This window comes from Streptomyces sp. NPDC056503 (genome assembly GCF_042794995.1).
Classification (GTDB): domain Bacteria; phylum Actinomycetota; class Actinomycetes; order Streptomycetales; family Streptomycetaceae; genus Streptomyces.
Genome location: NZ_JBHTST010000096.1, coordinates 15,173 through 32,006, shown reverse-complemented (window position 1 = coordinate 32,006; position 16,834 = coordinate 15,173). Strand labels below are relative to the sequence as shown.

The 16,834-nt window shown below is 74.6% G+C and carries 15 protein-coding genes; 8 read left to right on the top strand and 7 right to left on the bottom strand.

The features are described 5' to 3' along the window. Positions 1-79: 79 nt before the first annotated feature. Both ACFQ8C_RS25480 and ACFQ8C_RS25475 read right to left on the bottom strand, forming a co-directional pair. Positions 80-1,096 (bottom strand): SCO1860 family LAETG-anchored protein, encoded by a 1,017-nt coding sequence (locus ACFQ8C_RS25480; protein WP_383461641.1) that lies wholly within the window; start codon positions 1,094-1,096, stop codon positions 80-82. A 278-nt stretch (positions 1,097-1,374) separates the two neighbouring features. Next, positions 1,375-2,094, bottom strand: a complete 720-nt coding sequence (locus ACFQ8C_RS25475) for a siderophore-interacting protein (protein WP_383461639.1) — start codon at positions 2,092-2,094, stop codon at positions 1,375-1,377. Between the two features lie 103 nt (positions 2,095-2,197). On the opposite strand from ACFQ8C_RS25475, the gene ACFQ8C_RS25470 reads away from it, so the two are divergent. Together ACFQ8C_RS25470 and ACFQ8C_RS25465 are read left to right on the top strand one after the other, a co-directional pair. Next, complete coding sequence (locus ACFQ8C_RS25470) at positions 2,198-4,273, top strand: penicillin acylase family protein (RefSeq protein ID WP_383461637.1); 2,076 nt, start codon at positions 2,198-2,200, stop codon at positions 4,271-4,273. Then, positions 4,270-4,836: a GNAT family N-acetyltransferase gene (locus ACFQ8C_RS25465; RefSeq protein ID WP_383461635.1), complete on the top strand. Its 567-nt coding sequence runs from the start codon at positions 4,270-4,272 to the stop codon at positions 4,834-4,836. The genes ACFQ8C_RS25470 and ACFQ8C_RS25465 overlap by 4 nt, the downstream gene beginning before the upstream one ends. Positions 4,837-4,844: 8 nt before the next feature. Here ACFQ8C_RS25465 and ACFQ8C_RS25460 read toward each other — a convergent pair whose 3' ends face one another. Further along, the gene (locus ACFQ8C_RS25460) at positions 4,845-5,930 is read right to left on the bottom strand and encodes an amidohydrolase family protein (protein WP_383461634.1); all 1,086 of its coding nucleotides are present in this window, start codon (positions 5,928-5,930) and stop codon (positions 4,845-4,847) included. A gap of 87 nt (positions 5,931-6,017) precedes the next feature. Here ACFQ8C_RS25460 and ACFQ8C_RS25455 point away from each other — a divergent pair, with 87 nt between their 5' ends. Beyond that, positions 6,018-7,115, top strand: coding sequence for a pyridoxal-phosphate-dependent aminotransferase family protein (locus ACFQ8C_RS25455; protein ID WP_383461648.1), 1,098 nt, complete (start codon positions 6,018-6,020; stop codon positions 7,113-7,115). A 63-nt stretch (positions 7,116-7,178) separates the two neighbouring features. On the opposite strand, the gene ACFQ8C_RS25450 is transcribed toward ACFQ8C_RS25455, so the two are convergent. Next, a complete protein-coding gene (locus ACFQ8C_RS25450) occupies positions 7,179-8,246 on the bottom strand; it encodes an alkene reductase (protein WP_383461632.1) in 1,068 nt (355 codons plus the stop codon). A gap of 133 nt (positions 8,247-8,379) precedes the next feature. Between ACFQ8C_RS25450 and ACFQ8C_RS25445 the strand changes: the two genes are divergently transcribed. Next, complete coding sequence (locus tag ACFQ8C_RS25445) at positions 8,380-8,883, top strand: MarR family winged helix-turn-helix transcriptional regulator (RefSeq protein WP_383461630.1); 504 nt, start codon at positions 8,380-8,382, stop codon at positions 8,881-8,883. A gap of 95 nt (positions 8,884-8,978) precedes the next feature. On the opposite strand, the gene ACFQ8C_RS25440 is transcribed toward ACFQ8C_RS25445, so the two are convergent. The 3 genes from ACFQ8C_RS25440 to ACFQ8C_RS25430 all read right to left on the bottom strand — a co-directional run bounded on the left by ACFQ8C_RS25440 (position 8,979) and on the right by ACFQ8C_RS25430 (position 12,390). Beyond that, complete coding sequence (locus ACFQ8C_RS25440; protein WP_383461629.1) at positions 8,979-10,037, bottom strand: aminotransferase class V-fold PLP-dependent enzyme; 1,059 nt, start codon at positions 10,035-10,037, stop codon at positions 8,979-8,981. 92 nt (positions 10,038-10,129) lie between these two features. Beyond that, positions 10,130-10,843 carry a DsbA family oxidoreductase gene (locus tag ACFQ8C_RS25435; RefSeq protein ID WP_383461627.1) on the bottom strand — a complete coding sequence of 238 codons (714 nt, stop codon included), beginning with the start codon at positions 10,841-10,843 and terminating at the stop codon, positions 10,130-10,132. A 68-nt stretch (positions 10,844-10,911) separates the two neighbouring features. Further along, positions 10,912-12,390, bottom strand: coding sequence for an aldehyde dehydrogenase (NADP(+)) (locus tag ACFQ8C_RS25430; RefSeq protein WP_383461626.1), 1,479 nt, complete (start codon positions 12,388-12,390; stop codon positions 10,912-10,914). A 122-nt stretch (positions 12,391-12,512) separates the two neighbouring features. Between ACFQ8C_RS25430 and ACFQ8C_RS25425 the strand changes: the two genes are divergently transcribed. The 4 genes from ACFQ8C_RS25425 (at position 12,513) to ACFQ8C_RS25410 (ending at position 16,799) form a co-directional block, all read left to right on the top strand. Continuing rightward, positions 12,513-13,283: an IclR family transcriptional regulator gene (locus tag ACFQ8C_RS25425; RefSeq protein WP_383461623.1), complete on the top strand. Its 771-nt coding sequence runs from the start codon at positions 12,513-12,515 to the stop codon at positions 13,281-13,283. A 200-nt stretch (positions 13,284-13,483) separates the two neighbouring features. Then, on the top strand, positions 13,484-14,932 hold the full coding sequence (locus tag ACFQ8C_RS25420) for a peptidoglycan D,D-transpeptidase FtsI family protein (RefSeq protein WP_383461622.1): 1,449 nt from the start codon (positions 13,484-13,486) through the stop codon (positions 14,930-14,932). 227 nt (positions 14,933-15,159) lie between these two features. Beyond that, a complete protein-coding gene (locus tag ACFQ8C_RS25415) occupies positions 15,160-15,543 on the top strand; it encodes a hypothetical protein (RefSeq protein ID WP_383461646.1) in 384 nt (127 codons plus the stop codon). A gap of 71 nt (positions 15,544-15,614) precedes the next feature. Beyond that, positions 15,615-16,799: an MFS transporter gene (locus tag ACFQ8C_RS25410; RefSeq protein WP_383461620.1), complete on the top strand. Its 1,185-nt coding sequence runs from the start codon at positions 15,615-15,617 to the stop codon at positions 16,797-16,799. Positions 16,800-16,834: the final 35 nt, after the last annotated feature.

Sequence of the window (16,834 nt, the reverse complement as noted above, 5' to 3'; positions counted from 1 at the left end):
GGGGCGGACGGTGTCGTCACACCGCCCGCCCCGGGCCGGTTCCCCCTGCGTCCCCCTGACGTCTCTCCCCCTCGGGCGGTCAGCCCCGGGCGCGGGAGCGGAAGCGGGTCAGGGCGAGGGCGCCGCCGCCGGCGAGGACGAGGGCGAGGGCGCCGCCCGCGATGTACGGGGTGGTGGAGCTGCCGCCGGTCTCGGCGAGGTTCTGCGTCGGGGTGGAGCCGCCGTTGTTCGTCTTGATCCCGCCGTCGCCCTTGGGCTCGGTGGGCTGCGGCGAGGGCTGCTCGGACGGCTGCTCGGCGGGCTTCTCGGTCGGCTTCTCGGTCGGCTTCTCCGTGGGCTTCTCCGTGGGCTTCTCGGTCGGGGCCGGGCCGTCGGGGGTCTCGCAGGTCGCCTCGGCGAGGGTGACCGTGCCCTTGACCTTGGCGACGCCGAGGTCGAGCGGGTCGACCTCCACGTCGAGCTCCAGGGCCGTGGCGGCCGCGGTCCGGGAGGTGGTGTGGGTGCGGGAGAGGTCCAGCGTGATCCGGCCGACCGCGGGCACGTCGAGCTCGGTGCGGCCACCGGCGGTGAGGGTGACCTTCTTGCCGAGGGCGCGGACGTGTCCGAGGACGTTGGACTCGGCGACCGGCTTCTTCCCGGTCTCGCAGACCGCCTTGGAGGTGACCTTCTCGACTTCGACGATGGCGAGGGAGGGCAGGCCGGGGACGTGGACGCGGGCCTTGGCGAGGTTGACGTACCCCTCGGCCTTGCGCTCGTCGACGGTGGCGGTCGAGGTGGCGACGTCGGCGGTGAGGATGTCGACGGGCTCGCCGCCCTCCGCGCCCCGCACCTTCACGCTGAGCGCGGTCTCGCTCTCGCTCTCGGGTGCCTTGACCTCGTTGAGCGAGGCGCGGACCGGGACCTTCACCGTCTCGTCGAGGAGGGAGACGTCGAGTCCGGTGCGGAGCACGGCGGCGGTGGCGCGGCCCTCGCGACGCTCGCCGTCCGTCGCCTGCGCGGCGGGGGCCGCGAGAAGGACGGGCCCGACGGCCAGGGCGACGACGGTCGCGGCGGCGGCGGTGCGGCGGACGGGCGCGCGGAAGGTGTTGCTGTTCAAGATGGTGGAACCCCCACAGAAAGGCATGGCGTCGCCGGCCGCTCACCACGGGGACGGTGGATCTGCGCGGCGGCGGCGACTTGAGACACCGGAATCTTTACGCACGGAGAGTGAACTCACGGTCGCCTGACGTGAGTTCACTCCAAAGGGGGGTTTCCGTGTTCATTTTCGAATTTTTTCGACACAACCGTTCCCGGCCACCCCAGGCGTCGCGCAGAAAAACGATCCGCGCCCCGGCGGGGTCACGGATCGTCAACTTCGCTCCGGGGCGGAAGGGCTCAGCTCGGGCGCCAGTAGCCGAGCGCGTGGACCCGCTCCTTGGGCAGCGCGAGCTCCTTGCGCGTGTACGCGGCCAGGGCGCGGGTGGTCGCCGTGTCGCAGGCGATCCACACGTACGCCTCCGGCCCCGCCAGCGCGGGCAGTTCGGCCCTGATCCGCTCGACGAGGGCGGCGCCGGAGCGCTGCCGGGGGACCCGGCGCAGCTCGTGGCGGTCCGGATCGACCCGGAAGGGCAGCTCCTCGTCGGAGGCGTGCTGGGTCTCGAACCAGATGGTGGCCGGGATGTCCGGGTGGGCGTCGAGCAGCGAGTTGACGGCCGGCAGCGAGGCCGGGTCGCCGATGACGAGGAGCCGCCCGGGCCGGGGTTCGGGGGTCTCGAAGCCGGTGCCCTGGAGGGTGGCCTCGACGGTGTCGCCGGGGGCGCAGTCGCGGGCCCAGTGGCTGGCGGGCCCGTCGTGGAGGGCGAACTCCAGGCTGAAGGTGCCGGCGTCCCGGTCGGGGTCGACCAGGGTGTAGGCCCGCTGGTGCGGTTTCCCGGCGTTCGCGAACCAGATGCGGACCCACATCGTCGGGTGCACCCCGGCGGCGGCGAGCAGCCCGCCGTCCGTGAAGTGGACCCTCCGGTAGTCCTCGGTGACCCGCTCGGCCCCCGTGACGGTGAACGTGAAGTCCTTGGCGCCCATCAACTTCAGGACGGCGCCCTGCCACCCGTGCCCCACCGCGTGCTCCTCCCCCGGACCCATGGGTTACCTTGGGTCGACGATCAATTTAGGCCAGCCTAACCTAACGGCATCTGAAAGCACACGGACGGGATCGGTACGGGTGAGCATCGAGGTCTACCGGGACGCGTACGGCGTCCCCCATCTGCGCGCCGCGGACCCGGAGGAACTGGCCTTCGCACAGGGCCGGGTCACCGCCCGGGACCGCGCCTGGCAACTGGAGGTCGAGCGCCACCGGGCCCAGGGCACCACGGCCGCCTTCCTCGGCGCGGCCGAGACCGGCTGGGACGCCTTCGTCCGCCGGGCCAGGCTCGCCGACACCGCGCGCCACTGTCTCGCCCGCCTGGAGGAGGGCGACCCGGAGACCGCGGACTGGGTGCGGGCGTACGCGGACGGGGTGAACGCCGGTCTGGCCGAAGGGGCCCGCCGCGCCCCCGAGTTCGCCGCCACCGGGCTCGCCCCCGGCCGCTGGGAGGCGTGGACGCCGCTGGCTGTCTGGCTCTCCACCCACATCCTCTTCGCCGGCTTCCCGACCAAGCTCTGGCGCGAGCAGGTCGCCGTCGCCCTGGGCGAGGAGTGGACCGAGCTGTTCGCCGCCGACGGGCCGGCCACGGCCGGCTCCAACGGCTGGCTGGTGACCGGCGAGCGGACCGCGAGCGGGGCGGCCCTGGTGGCCGGCGACCCCCACCGGTTCATCGAGGCGCCGGGCGTCTACCAGCAGATCCGGCTCGCCTGCCCCGCGTACGACGTCGTCGGCCTCGCCGTGCCCGGCGTGCCCGGGCTCGCCCACTTCGGGCACGCCGGCCCGGTCGCCTGGGCCATCACCAACGCGATGGCGGACTACCAGGACCTCTACCGGGAGCGGCTGCGGCGCACCGCGGGCGGCGGTGTGGAGGCGTACGGCCCCGAGGGCTGGCGCCCGGCCGCCGCGCACACCGAGACGGTCGAGGTGGCCGGCGGCGAGCCGGTCCTCGTCGAGGTGGTCGAGACCGGGCGCGGCCCGGTGATCACGGGCGAGGGGCCGGACGAGCCGGGCGCCGAGTGGGAGGGGCTGAGCCTGCGGTACGTGCCCCGGGTCACCGGCCGGCTGGGCTTCGAGGCCCTGCCGCGCCTGCTCGCCGCCCGTACCGTCGCCGACGTCGACGCGGCGCTCGACGCCTGGGTGGAGCCGGTGAACGTGGTGCTCGCCGCCGACACCGGGGGCGGGACGCTGCACCGGGTCGCCGGGCACGTCCCCGTACGCGACCGGTCCAACTCGCTGCGCCCCGTGCCCGCCTGGGAGCCGGCGCACGCCTGGGGGCCGGAGCCGGCGCCGCTGCCGCGCGCCGGGGTGGCCGACGGGTACGCCGTGATGGCCAACGCCCGGGGGCTCGCCGCGCCGCTCGGCGTCGAGTTCGCGCCCCCGCACCGGGCCGACCGGATCGCCGCGCTCCTCGACGGCTCCGCCGCCTGGACCCCCGAGGCCACCGCCGCCGTCCACCGCGACACCGACAGCCGCGCGGCGGCCCGGCTCCTCGCCGCCGTCGAGGCCGCCGACGGCCTCTCCCCCGCCGCCGGGGGCGTGCGGGAACGGCTGCTCGCCTGGGACCGGCGGATGGACGCGGAGAGCGTCGACGCCGGGCTCTACGCGGCCGTGCGGGGCGCGGTCGTACGCCGGCTGGCCGCGCACGAGGCCTTCGCCGGGCTGCGCGAACCCGCCCCGCACCCCGAGCTGTTCCGGCCCTGGCTGTACCTCGGTCCCCGGGTCGGCCTCGCCCTGGAGACGCTCCTGGTGACCGGTCCCGTACCGGCCGGGGACGTGGCCCGGATCGTCCGCGAGGCCCTGGAGGAGACCGGCGCGGGCGAGCCCCCGTCCGCCTGGGGCGCCACCCACCGGCTGGCCCCCTGGCAGGCGCTCCCCGACCCCGACGACGAGCGGTGGCCCGGGCTCGGCGGCGACCACGACTGCGTGCTCTCCACCTCCAGCGTCCCCGGTTACACCGACCGCGGCGCCCGGGCGTCCGCCGCCCGTTACGTGTGGGACCTCGCCGACCGCGAACGCAGTGGCTGGATCGTGCCGTTCGGTACCTCCGGGGTGGCCGGCGACCCGCACCACGAAGACCAACTCCCCCTGTGGCTGCGGGGCGACCTCGCCCCCGTCACCACCGACTGGAACCGCCTCACCAAGGAGCAGGGATGACCACCCCCGTACACGTCCAGACCGTCGAGGGCTTCGGCACCGTCGTCGTCAGACCCATCGCCCCGGACACGGACGCCCCGCTGATCCACACCTGGGTCAACGAGGAGCGGGCGCGCTTCTGGGGCATGAACGGCACCACCGTCGAGCAGGTCAGGGACGTCTACGCGCACCTGGACTCGCTCACCACCCACCACGGCTTCATGGTGGAGCTCGACGGGGAGCCGGCCGCGATCTTCCAGACGTACGAGCCCGAGGCGGACCGGGTCAGCGAGTGCTACGAGGTCGAGGAGGGCGACATCGGCTGTCACCTCTTCATCGCCCCGAGCACCGCCCCGTCCCACGGCTTCACGGCCGGACTGCTCTCCGTCCTCACCACCTTCTGCCTCCGCGACCACACCCGCATCGTGGTGGAGCCGGACGCGGCGAACGAGAAGGCCGTCGCCCGCATGGCGCGGGCCGGCTTCGAGCTCGGCCCGGAGGTCGTCCTCCCCGAGGTCGACCTGCCGGAGGTCTTCATCCCCGAGAAGAAGGCCCGGCTGGCCTTCCTCCGCCGGGCCGTCTGACGGACCCCTCAGACGAGGATCCGCCCGTCGACCACGACCCGGCGCGGCGCGGCGAGCGCGCGGACGTCCGCGCGGGGGTCCTGGTCGTAGACGACGAGGTCGGCGGGAGCGCCCTCCTCCAGGGCGGGGCGGCCCAGCCAGGCCCTCGCCCCCCAGGTGGTGGCCGAGAGCGCGTCGAGCGGCGGGATGCCGGCCTTCGTCAGCTCCTCCACCTCCTCGGCGACCAGGCCGTGGGCGAGGGAGCCGCCCGCGTCGGTGCCGACGAAGACCGGGACCCCGGCGTCGTAGGCGGCGCGCACGGTGTCGTACCGGCGCTCGTGCAGCCGGCGCATATGGGCCGACCAGCGGGGGAACCTGGCCTCGCCGCCGTCGGCGAGGTGCGGGAAGGTCGCGATGTTGACCAGGGTCGGCACGATGGCCACCCCGCGCTCCGCGAAGAGCGGGATCGTCTCCTCGGTCAGGCCGGTGGCGTGCTCGACGCAGTCGATGCCGGCCTCGACGAGGTCGCGCAGCGAGTCCTCGGCGAAGCAGTGGGCGGTGACCCGGGCGCCGAGCCGGTGCGCCTCCGCGATCGCCGCCTCCACCTCGGGGCGCGGCCAGGACGGGGCGAGGTCGCCGACCTCGCGGTCGATCCAGTCGCCGACCAGCTTGACCCAGCCGTCGCCGCGCCGGGCCTCCCGGCCCACGTACTCCACCAGGTCGGCGGGCTCGATCTCGTGGGCGTAGTTGCGGATGTAGCGGCGGGTGCGGGCGATGTGCCGGCCCGCCCGGATGATCTTCGGCAGGTCCTCGCGGTCGTCGATCCAGCGGGTGTCGGAGGGCGAGCCGGCGTCCCGGATCAGCAGGGTGCCGGCGTCCCGGTCGGTGAGGGCCTGCTTCTCGGCGGTGGCCGCGTCCACCGGGCCGTGCCGGTCGAGGCCGACGTGGCAGTGGGCGTCGACGAGCCCGGGCAGCACCCAGCCCGTCACCGTCAGGGCCTCGCCGGCGGGCCGCTCGAAGGTGATCCGCCCGCCCACGCACCAGAGTTCGTCCCGTACGTCCTCCGGGCCGACGAGCACCCGCCCCTTCACGTGCAACACCTCGTGATCGCTCATGGCTGCACTGTACGAGGGCCCGCGGGAGCGGTGGGCGTACGCTGGCCACCGGCCGTACCACCGACCCGAGAAGGCACCACCGTGACCGTGACACATCCGCTGCTCGACCTGGCCCCGATGACCGCCGCGCACTTCGCGTCCATCGAGCGGCGGGTCGCCGCGCTGCTCTCCACCGAGCAGGACGTGGTGATCGCCCAGGGCGAGGCGCTGCTGCCCCTGGAGGGGTGCATCCGCAGCGGGGCGCGGGCCGGTTCGACCGCGCTGAACGTGGTCACCGGTCCGTACGGGCAGACCTTCGGGAACTGGCTGCGCGACTGCGGGGCGACCGTGGTCGACCTGGCCGTGCCCTTCCACACGGCGGTCACCGCCGAGCAGGTGGAGCGGGCGCTGGCCGAGCACCCGGAGATCGACTTCGTCTCGCTGGTGCACGCCGAGGCCGCCACCGGGAACACCAACCCGGTCGCGGAGATCGGCGAGGTCGTGCGTGCCCACGGCGCGCTCTTCTACCTGGACGCGGTGGCCTCGATCGGCGCCGAGCCGGTGCTGCCGGACGCCTGGGGCGTCGACCTGTGCATCATCGGCGCGCAGAAGGCGATGGGCGGCCCGGCGGGCGTCTCCGCGGTCTCGGTGAGCGAGCGGGCCTGGGAGCGGTTCGCCGCCAACCCGGCCGCTCCGCGCCGCTCGTACCTCTCCCTCCTGGACTGGAAGGAGCGCTGGATCGACGGCGGCCGCAGGACGCTGCTCCACGCCCCCGCGCAGCTGGAGATGCTGGCCCTGGAGGCGTGTGTGGAGCGGATCGAGGCGGAGGGCCTGGACGCGCTGATGGCCCGGCACGCCTCGGCCGCGGCGGCGACCCGCGCGGGCGCGCTGGCGCTGGGCGGCGGCCTGGAGCCGTACGTGTACGAGGCGGCGGACGCGGCGCCGGTGGCGACCACGCTGCGGGTCCCCGCGGAGCTGAACGCCTCGGAGCTGGTGGCGAAGGCGCTCGCCGCCGACCCGTCGCTGCCGCTGATCGCGGGCGGCGGGGCGCTGGCGAAGGAGATGGTCCGGGTGAACCACTACGGGGCCGACGCGACCCCGAACGCGGTGCAGTCCTCGCTGGCCGCGCTGGGCGCGGTGCTCGGCGAGGAGGGCCGGACGGTGGACCTGGAGGGCGCGCGCCGGGCGGTCACCGGGGCCTGGTAGGCGGTACGCGCGAGGAGGGGCGGGGTCCGGTCGACGGGTCCCGCCCCTCCGGCGCGTGCGGGGTTACAGCGCCGGGTAGTCGACGTAGCCGCGGTGGTCGCCGCCGTACAGGGTGGCGCCGTCCAGGTCGTTGTAGGGGCCGTCGGCGCGCAGCCGGGCGGGCAGGTCGGGGTTGGCGACGAAGAGCCGGCCGAAGGCGAGGAGGTCGGCGGTGCCGTCCTCGACGAGGGCGAGGTCGGCGGCGCCGGTGGGGCCCTCGGTGGCCGGGTTGAGGATGAAGGCGCCGGCGAAGCGCTTGCGCAGCTCGTGGACGAAGGGGCGGCGCTCGGGGGCGGTCTCCAGGACGTGGAGGTAGGCGATGCCGAGGGGCTCGATCGCGGCGAGCAGGGCCGTGTAGAGCTCCTCGGTCTCGGTCTCGGCGATGTCGTTGAGGGTGTTGGCCGGGGAGATCCGCAGTCCGGTGCGGTCGGGGCCGATCTCGGCGGCGACGGCCCGGACGACCTCGGTCGCGAAGCGGATCCGGTTCTCGACGGAGCCGCCCCACTCGTCGGTGCGGTGGTTGGAGCCGGAGGCGAGGAACTGCTGGATCAGGTAGCCGTTGGCGCCGTGGATCTCCACGCCGTCGAAGCCGGCCTCCACGGCGTTGCGGGCGGCGGCGGCGAAGCCGGCGATCGCCTCGTGGACCTGGTCCCCGGTGAGGGCGCGGGGGATGACGAAGTCCTTGGGGCCCTCGTGGGTGAAGACCTGCCCGGCGGCGGCGACCGCGGAGGGGCCGACGGGGTGGAGGCCGTCGTCGAGGAGGTCGGGGTGGCCGATCCGGCCGGAGTGCATGAGCTGGGCGAAGATCCGGCCGCCGCGCTCGTGGACGGCGTCGGTGACCTTGCGCCAGGCGGCGATCTGCTCGCGGCTGTGGAGGCCGGGGGTGTCGGGGTAGCCCTGGCCCTCGGGGACGGGCTGGACGCCCTCGGTGATGATCAGGCCGGCGGAGGCGCGCTGGGCGTAGTACTCGACGACGACGTCGGTGGGGGTGCGGCTCCCGCCGTCGGCCCTGCTGCGGGTCATGGGGGCCATGGCGATCCGGTTGGCGAGGGGGGTGCCGGCGAGGTCGACGGGGTCGAAGGCGGTGGGCATGGCGGTCTCCCGGGGATATATGTGGTCGGCCAAGTATTCGGCCTGTCGCCACTGTAACCCATTCGTTGGCCAGCCAAGCAAATCTTTCGGTCGCGGTAACCTGGGGAGGGAAGAGCCGCCCGGAGGAGCCCTGATGACCGCTGCCGAAGCCGCCTGTACCGAGCCCCTGCCGTCCGCCGCGCGCGGCGGCCCGGTCGGCATGACTCTCGCCCGGGTCTCCCGCACGCACCGGATAGCCATGGGGCGGCGCCTGCGCGAACTCGGCCTCTACCCGGGCCAGGAACTGATGATGATGCGGCTGTGGGACTGCGGGGCGGCCCGCCAGTCGGAACTGATCCAGTCGCTCGGCCTGGACCCGTCGACCGTGACGAAGATGCTCCAGCGCCTGGAGCAGTGCGGCTACGTGCGCCGCTCCCCCGACCCCGCCGACCGGCGGGCGGTGCTCGTCGAGGCGACGGAGGAGGGGCAGGCGCTGAAGACCGGCGTCGAGAACGCCTGGTCCGACCTGGAGGAGAGCTCCCTGGCCGGACTCGGCCCGGCCGAGCGGGCCGAACTGGCCCGCCTCCTCGGGGTCCTGGCGGAGAACCTGCGCGCGGAGGCGGACGAGGCGGGCGAGTGCCCGCCGCCGAGCTGCTGAGCCGCCGAGCGGCCGAGCTGCCTGGAGACTGAGCGGCCGACCTGTCGATCCGCCGAACCGCCGACCTGTCGATCCGCCGAGCCGGCGGGCGGCGCTCAGCCCGCGAGGACGTCCAGGGCGCGGTCGACGTCCGCCGCCGTGTTGTACAGGTGGAAGGAGGCGCGGAGGTTGCCGGCACGGGCCGACAGCAGGACGTCCGCGGCCTGCAGGGCGTCCGCGCGGTGGCCGAGGCCGGGGACCGCGACGACCGTGGAGTCGTCCATGACCGGCTCGTGCCCGAGGGAGAGCAGTCCGGCGCGGAAGCGGGCCGCGAGCCCCTTGTCGTGGGCCTCGATCCGCTCGATGCCGACCTCCTCCAGGAGGGCCAGCGAGCGGGCGGCGCCGTGGTACGAGAGGAAGGCGGCGGGCTCGTCGAACCGGCGGGCGGAGCGGGCGAGTTCACGCACCGGGCCGTAGCTGTTGACCCACAGCTCCTCGCCGGTGACCCACCCCGCGTGGATCGGCAGCAGGCTGTCCTGGGCCTCCTCGGTGACGGTGAGGAAGGAGGCGCCGCGCGGGCAGAGCAGGTACTTGTAGGCGCCGGCGACCGTGTAGTCCCACTCCCCCGCCGACAGCGGCAGCCAGCCCGCGGACTGGGTGGCGTCGAGGAGGGTACGGGCGCCGTGGGCCCGGGCCGCGGCCCGGACGGCGGCGAAGTCCGCGGTGCGGCCGTCCGCCGACTGCACGGCGGAGAAGGCGACCAGGGCGGTCTCCGGGCGGACGGACTCGGCGAGCCGCTCCAGCGGCACGAAGCGGACCTTCAGGTCGCCGCGGACCGTGAAGGGCGTGATGACGGAGGAGAAGTCGCCCTCGGGGAAGAGGATCTCGGCGCCCGCGGGCATCGACTGGGCGATCATCCCGCAGTGCACGGCGACCGAGCTGCCGACCGCGACCCGCTCGGGCGCGACGGAGGCGATCCGGGCGAAGGAGGCACGGGCCTCGTCGACGACGTCGAAGCTGCCGGCGCCGCCGGCCCGCCCGTCGGCGGTCTCCTCGGCGAGGAGGGTGACCGCCTCGACGGTGCGGCGCGGCAGCAGGGCGCAGGCGGAAGTGTTCAGGTAGGTCCGCTTGGGGGCGAACTCGGCGCCGCCGAGCGGCTGGTCGAGGGGGTCCATGTCCCCACCCTGGGCGCCTCGCGACCTGCCGTCAATGCCCGTTGATCATGGGGAACCCCCAAGCGCCGCTTATCTCCGCAGGTCGGAGGGGGTCAGTCGCGCGGCGGCACCTCGCAGCCGTCCGGGCCGCAGGCCTCCGCGTCGGCGGCGGCGCCGACCGGCTGGAGGACGCGGCCCTGCCAGGCCTGCTCCAGGGCCTGGGTGAAGACCTCGGCGGGCTGGCCGCCGGAGACGCCGTAGCGGCGGTCGAGGACGAAGAACGGCACGCTGTTGGCGCCGAGTTCGGCGGCCTCGCGCTCGTCGGCGCGCACGGCGTCGGCGTAGGCGGTCTCGTCGGCGAGCACGCCCCGGGCCTCGGCCTCGTCGAGCCCGGCCTCGACGGCGAGGGTCACCAGGGTCTCGGCGTCGAAGACCGACCGCTCCTCGGCGAAGTTCGCCTTGTAGGCGAGGTCGAGCAGTTCGTTCTGCCGGCCCCGCTCCTTGGCGAGGTGGAGCAGCCGGTGGATGTCGAAGGTGTTGCCGTGGTCACGGCCGTCGGTCAGGTACTCCAGGCCCTCGGAGTGCGCGTTGGAGGCGACGTGCGCCTCCATGGCCCGCGCCTCGTCGAGCGTCCGCCCGTACTTCTTCGCCAGCATCTCCAGGACGGGCCCGGCCTCGCCCTTGGCGCGGTGCGGGTCGAGCTCGAAGGACCGGTGCACGACCTCGACGTCGTCGCGGTGCGCGAACGCCGCGAGCCCCTTCTCGAAGCGGGCCTTTCCGATATAGCACCAGGGACAAGCGATGTCCGACCAGATCTCGACGCGCATGGGTTTCCTTACCTCCGGGGGGCGGGCTGTCCCCGCTACAACACCGCCCCCGGCGGATTTCATTCCGTTTACGCCTCCGGGGCGTCGCGCAGCTCCGGCGGGAGCAGGTGCAGGGGGGTGGACTGGTAGGCGACCGGGCGGAGCCAGCGCTCGATGGCGGTGGCGCCGACCGAGGTGGCGGTCGAGGTGGTGGCCGGGTAGGGGCCGCCGTGGTGCTGGGCGGCGGCGACGGCGACGCCGGTGGGCCAGCCGCCGACGAGCACGCGGCCGGCGAGCGGGGTGAGGGCGGCGAGCAGGCCGGGGGCGGCGGGGTCCTCGTCGGCGCAGTGCAGGGTGGCGGTGAGGTTGCCCGGCAGCCGGCCGAGGACGGCGGCGATCTCCGCCTCGTCGGTGTAGCGGGCGACGACGGTGACGGGGCCGAAGCACTCCTCCAGGAGGAGGGCGTGCTCGCCGGCGGCGAGCCGGGCCGCGTCGACGGTGAGGACGCCGGGGGTGACGGTGTGCTCGGCGGCCGCGCCGGGGACGACGGGGGCCCCGACGCCGTCGAGGGCGGCCCGCTCGGTGACGCCGTCGACGAAGGCGGTCCGCATCCGGTGGTCGAGCAGGACGGCGGGGGCCGCCTGGGCGACGCCCTCGGTGAGCGCGGCGAGGAAGCGGTCGCCGTCGGGGCCGGCCGGGGCGAGGACGAAGCCGGGCTTGGTGCAGAACTGGCCCGCGCCCAGGGTCATGGAGCCGGCCAGGCCCGCGCCGGTCTCCTCGGCCCGCTCGGCGACCGCGCCGGGGGTGACGACGACCGGATTGAGGGAGCCGAGCTCGCCGTGGAAGGGGATCGGCACGGGGCGGGCGACGGCGGCGTCGAAGAGTGCCCGGCCGCCGCGCACGGAGCCGGTGAAGCCGACGGCCGCGACCAGCGGGTGGCGGACCAGCTCGACGCCCGCGTCGAAGCCGTGCACCAGGACGACGACGTCCTCGGGGAGCCCGGCCTTGACGGCGGCGCGGCGCAGCAGGGCGGCGGCCAGCTCGGAGGTGGCCGGGTGGTCGGGGTGGGCCTTGACGACGACGGGGCAGCCCGCGGCGAGCGCGCTGGCGGTGTCGCCGCCGGGGACGGAGAAGGCGAGCGGGAAGTTGCTGGCCGCGTAGACGGCGACGACGCCGAGCGGGATCTTCCAGCGGCGCAGGTCGGGGCGGGGCGGCACGGCCGTCGGGTCGGGCAGGTCGATGCGCACGTCGAGGTAGGCGCCGTCCTCGACGACCGCGGCGAAGGAGCGCAGCTGGGCGCTGGTGCGGGCGAGCTCGCCGGTGAGCCGGGGGACGCCGAGGGCGGTCTCGGCGTCGGCGGCGGCGACGACCTCGTCGGCGGAGGCGTCGAGGAGGTCGGCGGCGGTCCTGAGGAAGGCGGCCCTGACCGTGCGGTCGGCGAGGGACTCCCGGGTGGCGTGCGCGGCGCGGACCGCGCGGTCGACGCCGGCGGCTGTGGCCTCCGTCGCGACCTGCTCGCGCCGCTTCCCCGTCCGAGGGTCCACACTCCACACTGCTGCTGCCGACACCGCCACACCCCTGTTCACTATGATGAACGTCGTTCTTGTGCATGAACGCTTCGGGGTGGACTCTATTGACGCCACGGGTGTTCCCACAAGGTCGTCCGTAAGTCAGCGAGAAGGGCGGGGTCATGGCGGGTGCCGACGCGAGCGGTGCGCAGGTGAAGTCCGCGGTGCGGACGGTGGAGCTCCTGGAGTTCTTCGCCGGACGGCCCGGGATGCACACCCTGGCCGCCGTCCAGGAGGCCGTGGGCTACCCCAAGTCGAGCCTGTACATGCTGCTGCGCACCCTGGTCGAACTGGGCTGGGTGGAGACCGACGCCACCGGCACGAGGTACGGCATCGGGGTGCGGGCGCTGCTCGTGGGGACCTCGTACATCGACGGCGACGAGGTCGTGGCGGCCTCCCGGGTCACCCTGGACCGGCTGTCGGACGACACCACCGAGACCGTCCACCTCGCCCGGCTCGACGGCACCAGCGTGGTCTATCTGGCCACCCGCCAGTCCCAGCACCACCTGCGGCCCTTCACCCGGGTCGGCCGGCGGCTCCCCGCGCACTCGACCGCGCTGGGCAAGGCGCTGCTCGCCACCCACGACGACGAGCAGGTGCGGGAGCTGCTGCCGGAGAGCCTGCCGGCGGTGACCGAGCACACGATCACCGACCGGGAGCGGCTGATCGAGGAGCTGGCGGGGGTGCGCGAGCTGGGGTACGCGGTGGACCGCGAGGAGAACACCCTGGGGCTGCGCTGCTTCGCGGTGGCGATCCCCTACCGGGACCCGGCCCGGGACGCGCTGAGCTGCTCGGTGCCGGCCGCCCGGCTGACCCCGGCGCACGAGCAGCTGATCAAGGACGCCCTCTTCGACGCGCGCGACCGGCTGACGCTGGCGACCCGGAGGCTGTGAGCCGGGTCCGGCCCGATCGCGTACGGGAGCGCCGGACGCACCCGTCACGCGTCCGACGTGCGCCGGACGCGTGACGGACGCGCTCCTGGTGCGCCGGCCGCGTGACGGATACGCGCCGGATACGCGCCGGATGAACGTTTCCTGAGAATCGGGCCACATCCGGAACGTCTCCCACCGCCCCGTTCGTCCCTCCAGGTGCCATGAACAAGACGATCAGGCGCACCTCGGTCTTCGCGCTGCTCCTCGTGCTCGCCCTCCTCGGCCGGGCCACCTGGGTGCAGGCGTACGAGGGCAAGGCGCTCGCGAACGACAGCAAGAACCGGCGGAAGACCATCGCGCAGTACGCGCAGCCGCTCGGGAACATCGTGGTGGCCGGCTCGCCGGTCACCGGCTCGAAGCACACCGCGAGCGGTGATCTCGCGTACGAGCGGAGCTACACCGACGGCGAGCTGTACGCGGCCGTCACCGGCTACAGCTCGCAGGCGTACGGCGCCACCCAGCTGGAGGGCATCTACTCCGGGATCCTGGACGGCACCGACGACCGGCTGAAGAACCCGGTGGACGCGGTCACCCGCAAGCAGCAGCAGCCGGGCACGGTCGTCACCACGATCGACCCGGAGGTGCAGAAGGCCGCCTACGAGGCGCTCGGGAAGAAGAAGGGCGCCGCCGTCGCGGTCGACCCGGCGAGCGGCCGGATCCTCGCCATGGCCTCCACGCCCTCCTACGACCCGTCGGCCATCGCCGGCAGCACGGACGGCACGGCCTGGAAGGAGCTGACCGAGGACCCCGACAAGCCGCTGGTCAACCGGGCGCTGCGGCAGCCGCTGCCGCCCGGCTCCACCTTCAAGCTGGTCGTCGCGGCCGCCGCCCTCGAAAACGGCCTGTACTCCTCCGTGGACGTGCGGACCGAGAGCCCGGACCCGTACACCCTGCCGGACACCCGGACCGTCCTGAAGAACGAGAACGCCTCGGCGCCCTGCGAGAACGCCACGATCCGCACCGCGCTGCGGTACTCCTGCAACAACGTCTTCGCCAAGATGGCCGCCGACCTGGGGCAGGACAAGGTGAGGGCGATGGCCGAGAAGTTCGGCTTCAACGACGACGAGCTGGACGTGCCGGTCCGCGCCTACGCGAGCGTCTACCCGTCCGGGATGGACCGGGCGCAGACCGCGCTCACCGGCATCGGGCAGTTCGACGTCACCGCCACCCCGCTCCAGATGGCGATGGTCTCGGCGGTGATCGCCAACGACGGGCAGCTCGCCGCCCCGCACATGGTCTCCGAGGTGGTCGACTCCGACGGCGACGCCCTGGAGTCCTTCGACGACGGCGACGCCACCCGGATCGTCTCCTCCGGCACCGCCGAGCAGCTGCGCAGCGCGATGGTGACGGTGGTGGAGCAGGGCACGGGCGGCAACGCGGCGATCGCCGGGGCGGAGGTCGGCGGCAAGACGGGCACGGCGCAGCACGGCGAGAACAACAGCAAGACGCCGTACGCCTGGTTCACCTCCTACGCGAAGGACCCGTCGACCGGGAAGCAGGTGGCGGTGGCCGTGATGATCGAGGACTCGGGCGCCGCCCGTTCCGAGGTCAGCGGCAACGGGCTGGCGGCGCCGGTGGCGCAGAAGATGATGGCGGCGGCGCTGAAGTGACGTCCGCGGGAACGCTGAGGCGACGTCCGCAGGGGCGCTGAAGCGACGTCCGCGGGGGCGCCGAAGTGACGTCCGCGGGGGCCGGATTGGCCTCCGCGGGCCCTCGCGCGATATGCAGGGGCACACGCTCCCGCTCGAACGGAGAGCAGCCTTTCGAACTGCCGATCTCGCTCGCCTCGCGGAGGACCGTCGTGCGTCGCCTGCCCCGTTCGCTGTCCGGCTGGACCATGGCGGTCTTCGGCGCCCTCGCCGCCGCCCTGGGGGTGGTGGGCCTGGTCGCCCCGGACGCCCTCCTCACGGTGATGGGCTTCGAGCCGGTGCCGGCCGGCCGGCGCGCGGAGGGCGACCACACGCTGGTCTTCCTCACCGCCTCCTCCATGGCCGCGCTCAACATGGGCGTCTACTACGTGCTCGCCGCGCTCGCCGACTGGCGGGCGTTCTTCCGCTGGACGGTTCCCTTCCGGCTGCTCACCTGCGCGGTCTTCACCCTGGCGGTGGTCACGGAGCGGGCCCCGTCCGGCTTCCTCGGGGTGGGCCTGTGGGAGGGGCTCGGGGCGGTGGCGACGGGGGCGGCGCTCTGGCGCGAGAACCGGCCCGACGCCGGGAAATAGGCCCCGGGACCCCTCGGGAATAGGGCGGTTGCCCGATCCCGTCGGGCCGCCTCAGACGCGATCCTCCGTCCATGCGCTGGTATCTGACAGGTGTGGTCGTGTCCGGGTTCGGGACGACGGCGATGTGGCTGGTCTCCGGGATCTGGGTCAAGTCGCTGACGGGCTCGGACGGCCTCGCGGCCCTCACCGCCTTCGCCCTCTGGGCCCCCGTCCTCCTCGGACCGCTGCTCGGCACGCTCGCGGACCGGGTGCGCCGCCGTCCGCTGCTGATCGCCCTCGACCTCGCGACGGCGGCGCTGCTGCCGACGCTGCTCTGGGTGACCTCGGCCGACCGGGTGTGGCTCCTCTTCGCCGTCCTCGTGCTGTACGGGACGCAGGGCGCCGTCCATGACGCGGCCGAGCAGGCGCTGCTCTCGACCGGCTTCGACAAGGAGCGGCTCGGCTCGGTCAACGGGTGGCGGACGACGGCCAACGAGTCGATGAAGCTGATCGCCCCGCTGGTCGCGGCGGGGCTCTTCGCCCGCTACGGGGGCGGCCCCGTGGCCCTCCTGGACGCGGCGACCTTCGCGCTGGCGGCGGCCGCGTTCGCCGCGATGCGGGTGCGGGAGGAGCGGCCGGCGCCGCGCCCCCGCGGGCGGAGGGCGTGGTGGCGGGAGACCGCCGAGGGCGTCCGGCTGCTCGCCGCCTCGCCGCCGCTGCGGCCGCTGGTGGCCACCGGGTCCTTCACCATGCTGCTCGCCGGGGTGAACGGGGCCGCGGTGTACGCGGTGGTGGACGGGCTCGGCCGGCCGGCCGCGTACGCCGGGGTGCTGTACGCGGCGCAGGGCGCCGGCTCGGTCCTGGCGGGCCTGACCACCGGCCCGCTGCTGCGCCGGGTGCCGGAGCGGGCGCTCGCCGCCGCCGGACTCGCGCTCTTCGCGACGGCCGCCGGGGTGCGGGCGCTGCCGTACGAGGCGGCGGCGCTCGCGGCGAGCGCGGTGATCGGCCTCGGCATGCCGTGGGTCCTGGTGGCCGTGATGACGGCGGTCCAGCGGGAGGCCCCGGCGGAGGCGGCCGGCCGCCTCGCGGCGACCGCGAACACGGCGCTCTTCGTCCCCAACGCGCTGGCCCTGGCCCTGGGCGCGGCCCTGGTCACGACCGTGGACGTGCGCGTCCTGCTGCCGGCCCTCGCCGTGGCGGGCCTGGCCTGGGCGGCCCGCGCGGCCACCGCTCCGCCGCGCGCGCGTACCGGGGGCGTACCCGAGGGTGCGGGCTGAACCGTCTCCTTCGGATCGCGCCGCGAGCCCGGCGG